Annotated in this window: 7 protein-coding genes; 5 read left to right on the top strand and 2 right to left on the bottom strand. The window is 70.7% G+C overall.

Going from position 1 to position 9710, the window contains the following annotated elements:
* Positions 1-161: 161 nt before the first annotated feature.
* Complete coding sequence (locus Q4A20_RS13975) at positions 162-680, bottom strand: hypothetical protein (protein ID WP_303123896.1); 519 nt, start codon at positions 678-680, stop codon at positions 162-164.
* Positions 681-824: 144 nt separating this feature from the next.
* Here Q4A20_RS13975 and Q4A20_RS13970 point away from each other — a divergent pair, with 144 nt between their 5' ends.
* From Q4A20_RS13970 to Q4A20_RS13955, 4 genes are all read left to right on the top strand, one after another.
* Positions 825-1502, top strand: a complete 678-nt coding sequence (locus tag Q4A20_RS13970) for a TetR family transcriptional regulator (RefSeq protein ID WP_303123894.1) — start codon at positions 825-827, stop codon at positions 1500-1502.
* Positions 1503-1994: 492 nt separating this feature from the next.
* On the top strand, positions 1995-3701 hold the full coding sequence (locus tag Q4A20_RS13965; RefSeq protein WP_303123893.1) for a hypothetical protein: 1707 nt from the start codon (positions 1995-1997) through the stop codon (positions 3699-3701).
* Entirely contained in the window at positions 3689-3853 is a 165-nt protein-coding gene (locus tag Q4A20_RS13960) for a hypothetical protein (RefSeq protein WP_303123891.1), read from the top strand. Before Q4A20_RS13965 ends, Q4A20_RS13960 begins: the two co-directional genes overlap by 13 nt.
* 67 nt (positions 3854-3920) lie before the next feature.
* The gene (locus Q4A20_RS13955; protein ID WP_303123889.1) at positions 3921-5192 is read left to right on the top strand and encodes a glycoside hydrolase family 1 protein; all 1272 of its coding nucleotides are present in this window, start codon (positions 3921-3923) and stop codon (positions 5190-5192) included.
* 7 nt (positions 5193-5199) lie between these two features.
* Here Q4A20_RS13955 and Q4A20_RS13950 read toward each other — a convergent pair whose 3' ends face one another.
* Positions 5200-6759: a DUF1593 domain-containing protein gene (locus Q4A20_RS13950; protein WP_303123887.1), complete on the bottom strand. Its 1560-nt coding sequence runs from the start codon at positions 6757-6759 to the stop codon at positions 5200-5202.
* Between the two features lie 537 nt (positions 6760-7296).
* Here Q4A20_RS13950 and Q4A20_RS13945 point away from each other — a divergent pair.
* Positions 7297-9669 carry a prolyl oligopeptidase family serine peptidase gene (locus tag Q4A20_RS13945; protein WP_303123886.1) on the top strand — a complete coding sequence of 791 codons (2373 nt, stop codon included), beginning with the start codon at positions 7297-7299 and terminating at the stop codon, positions 9667-9669.
* Positions 9670-9710 lie beyond the last annotated feature (41 nt).

Here is a 9710-nt window from a genome sequence, read left to right as displayed (position 1 = left end):
AGCGCTTCGGCACTTCGCGCGACGGTTCGTACCCGTAGGTGCCGAACCGTCGCAAGAAGGTACGAATCGTCGACCACAACGTACGAACCGTCGCACGAAGGTACGAACCGTCAGGCCAACCCACGAACCCTCAGGCCCAATCCACAGCCGACACCAAAGCATCACCACGCCGGCGTGTCACACGTACCGGTCTCGGGGGTGGGTCTCGGTGTGTCACCCACCCAGCCGCGCACGCACGCGACGAACCGCCACACCCACAAACCAGAAGAACCCCATATGTACTTGTTGTCCCGCAGCGCGGCGAAGATCTCGCGGAAGGTGACCTTCTCCATGGTGTCTGCGCTCTGGACGACGTTCTCCTTGACGCAGATGAAGCGCATCATCCCGAGGATCGCCAGGGGAATCGCGAGGCAGAGAAGGAAGGTCGACCAGCGACCGGGGTTCTTGCCGGCCCAGGCGAGGACCTGCGGGATGATCACGGAGATGACGATGGCGCCCAGGGAGATGAACAGGCCGGCGAAGGCGGAGACCCACCCCAGTCTGACGGGCCAGGAGACGTAGTCGGGATCGTGTCGCCGGCCGGGGCGGAACTCCTCGTTGTCCCCGAGGCCCGGTTCGACGGCGCTGGACGGTTCGACGGCGCCGGAGGGCATGCCCCCTCCGGTTGCGGATGTGGTCATGAGATTCCTTCTGACTTCGGTCGTCGTTGACGAAGACGGATCAATGAAACTGAAGTGAAGTATGAAATTGAAACGGTGTCAAGGGCTTTACCCCGGATCGTCAATCTCCGAAACTAGTAACAGCACCGGCTTTGAAGGAGGGGCATGCCAACCGTGCAACGCGTCCGCGGCCCCTACGCCAAGACCGCGGCCAAGCGGGAGGCGATCGCCCGGGCCGCCTACGAGGTGGTACAGCAGGTCGGCCATGAGCACCTCACCACCGCCGCCGTGGCACGGAGGGCCGGCATGGCCGAGCGCACCATGCTCTACCACTTCCCCAGTCGCGACCACCTGCTGGTAGCCGCCCTCGAATACTTCGACGAGGTGGTACAGGGACGGGGCGAACTCGTTCGTTTCCGCGAACAGGCCGACGCCGAGGCGCCGGCACTCACCGAGGAGGCCGCGGAGGCCACCATCGGCCGTCTGATCCGCACCACCGCCTCCGGCGACGCCCGGCTGCGCCTGTACGGCTACCTCGCCGGGCAGGCGCAGATTCCGGGAACCGCGGCGCATGAACACTTCGCCGCTCATTACGCGGAAGCCATTGCCGGCATCAGCATCATCATCGGCTCCTTGCAGCAGCACGGCCTGGCGCGTACCGATCGCCCCGCCGAAGCGATGGCGAGGCGCTTCTTGGCCTCATGGGACGGGCTGCAGCAGTTGTGGGTGGTATCCCCCGACTTCGACCTGGAGGCCGAGATCATCCAGGCCTTCGCCGATACCACCGGCCGGGACCTGGCGCGTACCCGTGACGCCATGGCCGAGGTGATTCGCAGCATCTGATCGCCCCGCCCACGGCTGTGCCCGACGCCTGTTCGCACCGCCCGCCACCACTCCCCTCGTCCGCACACCGACACCCGCAACGCGTTACACTCACTCGGAAGGATCAACGATGATCGACCGCCGCACCCTGGTGTCCCGCCACGATGTTCACCTGCATGCCGACTCCCCCGATCTCGTACTGACTCTGGGCAACGGGGACTTCGCCTTCAGCGCCGACGCCACCGGCCTGCAAACCCTCATCTCCACTCATGACGCATCCGGCCTCGACCCGCACACCCCAGACTTCCTCGCAACCCGCGTCGTCGAAGGGGCCACCCAGTCCACCTGGGGCTGGCACGAGCAGCCAAACCCCGCCGGCCACACCGTCGCCGACGCCATGACCGCCTACAGCACCGCCCGCGGCCCGGTGTACTACCCGGACCGTCCCTCCCTGGAACGGGTTATGGCGATCGCCTCCGGGCAGGTGGCGCCGGAGCCGGGGATCTGGCCGGCATGTGGCTCGGCGCCAACCCGCACCGCCTGGACCTGGGACGGCTGGGACTGGCCGTGCCCGCGGCATCGGGCGGCGCCTCTACCGCACAGCGCTCGGAGGCATCCGCAGCGGGACAGGGCCGCACCGTGGTCGAGCCGGCCGCCGAGGCACTGACGGATCTGAACGCCCACCTGGACCTGTGGCGGGGCCACCTGACCTCCCGGTTCCACTACCTGGACACGCCCGTGCAGGTGACCACCGGGGTCGCAGGCCAGGGCGCGATCGTCGGCACCCGGGTGGCCTCCCCGCTGCTTGCCGACGGCGCCCTCGTGCTGCGTCTGGCCCTGCCCGACCCCAACCCGGGCTTCTGCCCGGCCGCCCTCTGGGGCGAGGAGGCCCAAGGCGAGGTGATCCTGCGCGAGGCCGGTCGGCGGCGCGCCGTCGTCGAGCGTCGCCTGGACGCCACCACCTACCGAGTGACCCTGCGCTGGGACGCCCCGGCCACGGCCGCCCTCACCGACGCCCGCACCCTGGTGCTCACCCCCGCGCCCGGGACCGCGGCGCTCGGCGTCGTCGTCGCCTTCGAGCCCGTATCCGGCCCGGGCAAAGAGCTGTATGCGGCACCCGCCGCCCCGCCCACCGACGTCGACGCCGTCCTCGCCTCCTCCGCGGCCTTCTGGCAGGAGTACTGGAACTCCGGCACCGCCGTCGAGCTGGCCGGCTCCACGGACTCACGTGCCACCGAACTGGAACGCCGCATCGTGCTGTCCCAGTACCTGCTGCGGGCCAGCGGCGGCGGTGCGGCTCCACCGCAGGAATCCGGCCTGGTCACCAACACCTGGCGCGGCAAGTTCCACCTGGAGATGCACTGGTGGCATGCCGCGCAGTTCGCCGCCTGGGGCCGCCCCGAACTCTTGGAGCGCTCCTTCGGCTGGTACCGCTCCGCCCTGCCGACGGCCCGCGCCACCGCCGCCGCCCAGGGCTATCGCGGCGCCCGCTGGCCCAAGGAGGTGGGGCCGGACGCCCGTGAGGCGCCGGGCGACATCGGCCCCTTCCTGATCTGGCAGCAGCCGCATCTGCTGTATCTGGCCGAGCTGTGCTGGAATGCCTACGGCACCCGGCCCGAAGCGCAGGCCGCCTCCGGGCGTGCCCGCCTGCTGGGCGCCGTCGCCGAACTGCTCGATGAGACCGCCGAGTTCATGGCCTCATTCCCGGACGCCATCGGCGACCTCGCCCACCTGGGGCCGCCGGTGATGCCCACCCAGGAGTTCTACGACGCCGCCACCACCCGCGCCCCCACCTTCGAGCTGGCCTACTGGTGGTTCGGCCTGGAGATCGCCCAGCGGTTCCGGCACCGCCGCGGCCTGGAGCGCGATCCGTCCTGGGACGCCGTCCAGGCGGCCCTGCCCGCCCCGGAGCAGGTGGCTGGCCGATATACCGCCGTGGCAGGAAGCCCCGAGGTGCGCACCGACGATCACCCGTCATTCCTACAGGCCCTCGGCTTTCTTCCGCCCACCCCACTGATCGACACGGCCGTCATGTCGGCCACCCTCGACTGGGTGCGGGAACACTGGCAGTGGGATTCCGCCTGGGGCTGGGACTACCCGGTGATGGCGATGGCGGCTGCGCGCCTCGACCGTCCCGGCGACGCCGTCGATCTGCTGCTGCGGCAGGGGCGAAGAACCGTTACGACGCCGTCGGCAACAACCCCGGCATGGGCTCGATGATCCCCCTGTACCTGCCCGGGAACGGCGGGCTGCTCGCCGCCGTTGCCCTCATGGTCGGTGGCTGGGAGGGCTCGCGGAAACATCCGGAGTTCCCCGACGACGGGACCTGGCGCATCCGCTCCGAGGGGCTGGCACCATGGCCCTCGGTGTAGGGCCACGGCCACACACCGACCAATTCACCGCACCTACCCCGCTTTCAAAGACGAAAGGACCCAAGCCATGACCATCCTGCGCGACGACTTCATCTGGGGCGCCTCCACCGCCGCCCATCAGGTGGAGGGCGACAATGTCGCCTCCGACTTCTGGGCGGTGGAGCACTCCCCCGCCGGCCTGATGCCGGAGAAGTCCGGCTCCGCCTGCGACTCCTTCCACCGCTACCGCGAGGACATCCGCCTGGCGGCCGAGGGCGGGCTGAAGGCGTACCGCTTCTCCATCGAGTGGTCCCGCATTGAGCCTGCCGACGGCGAGTTCTCCCGCGCCGCCCTGCTGCACTACCGGGACATGATCGACGCCTGCCACGAGTACGCCCTGGAGCCGATCATCACCCTGCACCACTTCACCTGCCCGCTGTGGTTCACGCTCGACGGCGGCATTCAGCGCGCCGACGCCCCCGACCGCTTCGCCGCCTATGTGCGCCACGTCGCCGAGATCCTGCATGACGTGCACTGGATCATCACCATCAACGAGCCCAACATCCTGAACCTGATGGCCGGCATGACCGCCGTCGTCGGCAAGAGCCACGAAGAATCGAGCGCCCTGATCGGGACCGGGGCCGGTAGGGCGGAAGATGGCGCCGACGACGCCGCGTCGGCGGCACCCACCGAGCGGATGGCCATTCTGCCCGCCCCGTCGCTAGACCTGGCCCCGAAGCTCATCACCATGCACGCCGCCGCCCGCACCGTCCTGCGCGAGACCGCCCCGCAGGCGCGGGTCGGCTGGGCGATCGCCGCTCAGGCCTTCACCCCCACCCCGGGCAATGAAGAGGTCTTCGAGCGGGTATTCCACCAGTGGGAGGGCGTCTACCTGGACGCGACCGCCGAGGACGACTTCATCGGGGTGCAGGCCTACACCTCCCAGCCGGTGGATGCGAACGGCCCCGTCCCGCACCCCGAATCGCCGGAGAACACGCTGACCGGCTGGGCCTACCGGCCCGACGCGCTGGGCATCAACCTGCGCCGCTACTGGGAACGTTACGGCAAGCCGCTACTGGTCACGGAGAACGGCATCGCCACCACCGACGACGCCCGCCGCATCGCCTACACCACCGAGGCGCTGCGGGGCCTGGTCGCCGCCGTCGCCGAGGGGGCGGATGTGCGCGGGTACTGTCACTGGTCGCTGCTGGACAACTACGAGTGGGGCCGCTGGGAGCCGACCTTCGGGCTGATCGCCGTGGACCGCGAGCGCGACTTCGCCCGCACACCCAAGCCCTCCTTGGCCTGGCTGGGCCGGATCGCAGCCGAGAACGCCGCCTCCCTCGAGTCCGGCCTCTGAGCCGGCCTCAGACGACCTCGAGCACGATGCGCTGGTAGCGGGTCAGCGGCGGCGTACCGGTGTCGGTGCCCTCCACGATCAGGTGGATGGCCTGGCCGGGCTGAGCGTCGGCGGGCACGGTCACCACGGCGGTGCCGGCGCCGTCGTCCCGAATGCGCGGCGGCGTCGGGCACGGGTTCGGTCCGGCCTCCGGGTAGGCCCACCAGCGCAGCAGCACGTGGTCGCCGTCGGAGTCGGTGGCCGTGGCAGTCAGGGTGACCACCTCGCCGGGGCGCACACGCCGCACCAGGCCGTTCCCGCCGTCGGGGTGCTCGACGACGACGGCCGGCGGGTGGTTGGCGTCCTCGTAGCGGGGCGTCACCGACCAGGCCAGGCGGGCCGCGAACTCGTGCTGCAGGGCCCGCCACCAGCGGGTCATGTGGTACTCGGGCGGGGTGGTGCCGTCGGCGGCGCGGTCCACCACCTGCTGGGGGTAGTCGGGCTGCGGCAGGCCGGGCAGGGTGAAGCGCATGTCGGAGGTGAGGGTGTCGGGCAGCTCCGGGTGGGGCACCTGCCGGCCGCCCCAGCCGCCGAAGGTGGCGTCCTCCCAGGAGTGCAGGCCATTGGGGATCAGCAGGGTGAAGTTGGAGGTGTCGCCCTCGGAGATGAAGGCGCCGGGCTCCTGCACCGGGCACCACACCTGATAGCCCTCCTCGCGCAGCTGCGCCTCGGTCTTGCCGGTCTGGCCGAAGTAGTCCTCGGGGTCGAAGTCGGCGGCCATGCGCCGCCCGTCGCCCCACACCCGGTAGGCGGCCCCCAGCGGGCCCCGGGCGCTGACATGCTCGCGCGTCCACTGCGCACCGACGAGTTCGAGGTCGGCGGGGAGCAGCACGTCCCGGGTGGTGTAACCCCAGGTGAGGGTGGCGACCTCGCGGTGCTCCAGGCCGGGCCAGTGCGGGCGAATGTAACTGCTCAGGGTGGAGTCCTGCTCCCCGAAGGAGGACAGCACCACCCGGTCCAGTACTCGCTGCTTGAGCACGGGCCAGTCCTCCCGTCCGCCGAGCTCCTCCTCGACGGTGCGCAGGGCACGGGCGAAGGTGGAGATGCCGCCCCAGGCCTGGATGAACAGGGGGCGGACGGCGTCCAGCAGGGCGCCGCCCTCGCCGGTGGCGCCGTCGGGCGTCAGGGCGATCTCGCGCAGTAGGTCGGCGATGAGCGTGGAGCCGGGGGTGACTTCGTCCATCTCCCCCTCGTTGGCGATATTGCCCATGCGCACCAGGGACCGCATATGGGCGGCGGTGGGGAAGCGCGGGTCGTGCACGCGCAGGGTGTCCTCCACCTGCGCGTAGGCGTCGATGGCCTCGTCGATGTGGAGTCTGGCGCCGGGGGCGGGCCAGCGGTGAGGTGCGATGCCGCGGGCGGGATCGCCGGTGTAGTGGAACTTGCTGCCCGCATACACCAGGCCGCACAGGTCGATCTCCGCGGCGTGGGTGAGCAGGCGGATCATGGAGTTCAGGTCATCCAGCTCGGGGTCGGTGGTGACCACGACGCGGGGCCAGTCGGTCCGCGGGAAGGCTTCCTTGCGCATGGTCAGAGCCTGCCACACCGCGGCCCACTGCGAGTACTAGACAACCCCTGAACGGACCCCGACCGTTGTCGGCACCGATACGTGTCGGTGCCCACAGTTATCCTGAAGCCGCCTTCTCCGGCACCTTCTCCCGGAACGCCACTGTCCTGACAGCCGGGGAAGAAGGAGGTTAGGGAGGAGGTGGGGGCCGTGTCCAAACCGAAAGGCCGACACGTTAAGGTCCGGAAGGACAGGATTACGGCCCGGCAGGCGAGCGAACTGATTAACGCCATCGCTCGTCTGGTCCGGGCCGTAGGTGTCCTGACGGATGCCCTCAGTAAGTGGTTCGGATGAGCCGCTTACGTCGGGGAGTCATCCGGGTACCAACCGGGTGGCTCCCCTCCATTGTGCCAGCCCACGTGCTCACCTGACAAGCAAAATGGCGGGTCATCGGCGCTGTCTGGGCTGAGCGGGTCGGGATGCCAGGTGGTCTCCTATCCCCCGGACCCGCTCCAAGGCGGGCACGCTACTCCGATCGAAGTGTGCTGCAATATGCCGGTGGACCGCACCGACGCCGCCCAAGCGCCCGACACCGCGCCCGTCGACGACTCTCCGCCCAACGCCGCGCCCGCCGATGCGTCGCCACCCGACGCGCCCAGCCTGCCGCCCGTGCCCGAGTGGCTCTACGAACCCACCGGCGAGCGCGCCCTGGCCTGGGCAGCCGCGCGCACGGATGAGACCATGTCCGCCTTCACCGACGACGTCGACTACCTGCGCCTGACCGCCGCGCTCCAGGAGATTCTGGAGGCGCCCGACCGGCTGCCCGCCGTCACCGAGGCGGCCGGCATGGTCTACAACTTCTGGACCGATGCCGCCCACCCGCGGGGGGTGTGGCGCCGCACCACCTGGGCGTCTTACGCGTCCGGCGCCCCCTCCCGTCCGCCGCGTCCCGACGACGGCGCCGCCACCGACTGGGAGGTGCTGCTCGACCTGGACGCCGAGCGGCGCAGGCGCGGCCTGGACCTGTCCTGGGCGGGGGCGCAGGTGCTGCAGACCGGGCCGCTGGCCGGGCGCCGCGCCCTGGTGTCCCTGTCCGAGGGCGGGTCGGACGCCACCGTCACCGAGGAGTTCGACCTGGAGAAGCGGCGTTTCCTCACCCCCGCCGAGGGCGGCTTCCATAAGCCGACCTCCAAGGGCACGCTCGCCTGGGGCACCGACGGCGACACCTGCCTGCTTTCGGACGACTTCGGTGCCGGCTCCCTGTCGCCAGCCGGACTGCCGCGCCAGGCACGCCGCCTGCGCCGTGGGCAGGCGGCCCAGGACGCCGAGGTGCTGATCACCGCGGCCCCACATGCCGTCCTCACCCGGGTCAGTTGCGATGCGTGGGGCCGCACCTGGCTCATGAGCATGGGCGGCCTGGGCGATACCCGGGTCTGGTGGCTGCCCGACGACGCCGTCATGCCCGCCGGCCAGAACGCGGCGCGGCGGGCGCTTGCGGCCGACGAGGAGATCGTGCCGACGGACGCGGTCTTGATCGAAGCCCCGCCGTCGGCCTCCGTGGGGGTGGGACGCGACTGGGTGACGATTCAGCTGCGTGAGCCCTGGGAGATGGCCGGGCACCGCTACGAGCCGGGCATGCTGCTGGGGGCACCTCTGGCGGAGTGGCTGAACGGGGAGCGCGACGGACTGGAGGTGCTGTTCGCCCCCACGTCCTCATCCTTCCTGTCCGCCGCCACGTGGACCCGCCACCACCTGGTGCTCACGGTGCTGGACGACGTCGCCGTCCGGCTGGAGGTGTGCACCCCGCCGTCGCGGCCGGAGTCGGGCGAGCACGCCGTCGACCGGGGGCAGTGGCGTCACCACTGGATCGACCTGACCGGGGCCGCCTATCGCCCGAGTGAAGCCGAGGCCGACGCCGCCCCGGACCCCACCGAGCTGCGACCGGGCCGCCCCCTGTTGGAGGTGACCGCCCAGGCGGTGCGGCAGCGGGACACCGACTACCTGTTCATCTCCGCCTCGGGGTGGACCACCCCGCCTACGCTCACGCTCGCCCGCCTGACGGAGGTGGGCGAGGTCACCGGCATGTCGGTGCTGCGGCAGGCGCCCACGCGCTTCGACGCCAGCGGAGTGCGGGTGAGCCAGCATGTGGCGGTCAGCGCGGACGGCACTCGCGTGCCCTACTTCCAGATCGGTCGGCCGCGCAGCGGAGCGGACACAGGCGAGGGCGGGACGGCCCCAGGCCCGACCCTGCTGTACGGCTATGGCGCCTTCGGCACCAGTCAGACCCCCTGCTATCAGCCGCTTACCGGCAAGGCCTGGCTGGAGCGCGGCGGCACCTACGTGGTGGCATGCACCCGTGGCGGCGGCGAGTACGGTCCCGGCTGGCACCTGGCGGGCACCGGCCGGGAACGCCACCGGGTGGTGGAAGACTTCGCGGCGGTGGCACGCTCGCTGATCGACCGCGGGGCGACCACGCCGGGGCAGCTCATAGTGCACGGTGGCAGCGCGGGCGGTCTGCTGGTCGGCGAGATGTTCACACTCCACCCCGAGCTGATCGGCGGGGCGATCGCGGAGGCGCCACTGCTGGACCTGGAGCGATACACGCGTCTGCTGACCGGCGCGATGTGGCGCTCGGAGTTCGGGGACCCGGACGATCCCGACGACTGGGAGACCATGCGGCCTCTGTCCCCCTTCCATGCCCTGGTGCCGGGCCGGGAGTATCCACCGCTGCTGCTGCTCACCTCCACCGCCGATGACCGCGTGCACCCGGCGCACGCACGCACCATGGCCTACCGGATGCGCGCGCTGGGGCTCGCGGTCAGCTATGTGGAGCAAAGCGAGGGCGGCCACGCCGGCACGGCGGTCTCCGCCCAGCGGGCCGCCACCAGCGCGCTCATCCACACCTTCGCCCGGCGGGCCGCCACCCGCTGACATCGCCGAGATCGGTAGAACTTACGTACCCAGATCGGTAG

Source organism: Actinomyces sp., assembly GCF_030530635.1.
In the GTDB taxonomy this organism is placed as follows: Bacteria; Actinomycetota; Actinomycetes; order Actinomycetales; family Actinomycetaceae; genus Actinomyces.
The sequence above is the reverse complement of the archived record's forward strand: the minus strand, read 5'-3'. Positions and strand labels throughout refer to the sequence as shown.

Coding starts and splice junctions, on each gene's coding strand:
- Q4A20_RS13975 (WP_303123896.1), bottom strand. CDS start 680: ATGACCACATCCGCAACCGGAGGGGGCATGCCCTCCGGCGCCGTCGAA.
- Q4A20_RS13955 (WP_303123889.1), top strand. CDS start 3,921: ATGACCATCCTGCGCGACGACTTCATCTGGGGCGCCTCCACCGCCGCC.
- Q4A20_RS13950 (WP_303123887.1), bottom strand. CDS start 6,759: ATGCGCAAGGAAGCCTTCCCGCGGACCGACTGGCCCCGCGTCGTGGTC.
- Q4A20_RS13960 (WP_303123891.1), top strand. CDS start 3,689: ATGGGCTCGATGATCCCCCTGTACCTGCCCGGGAACGGCGGGCTGCTC.
- Q4A20_RS13970 (WP_303123894.1), top strand. CDS start 825: ATGCCAACCGTGCAACGCGTCCGCGGCCCCTACGCCAAGACCGCGGCC.
- Q4A20_RS13965 (WP_303123893.1), top strand. CDS start 1,995: ATGTGGCTCGGCGCCAACCCGCACCGCCTGGACCTGGGACGGCTGGGA.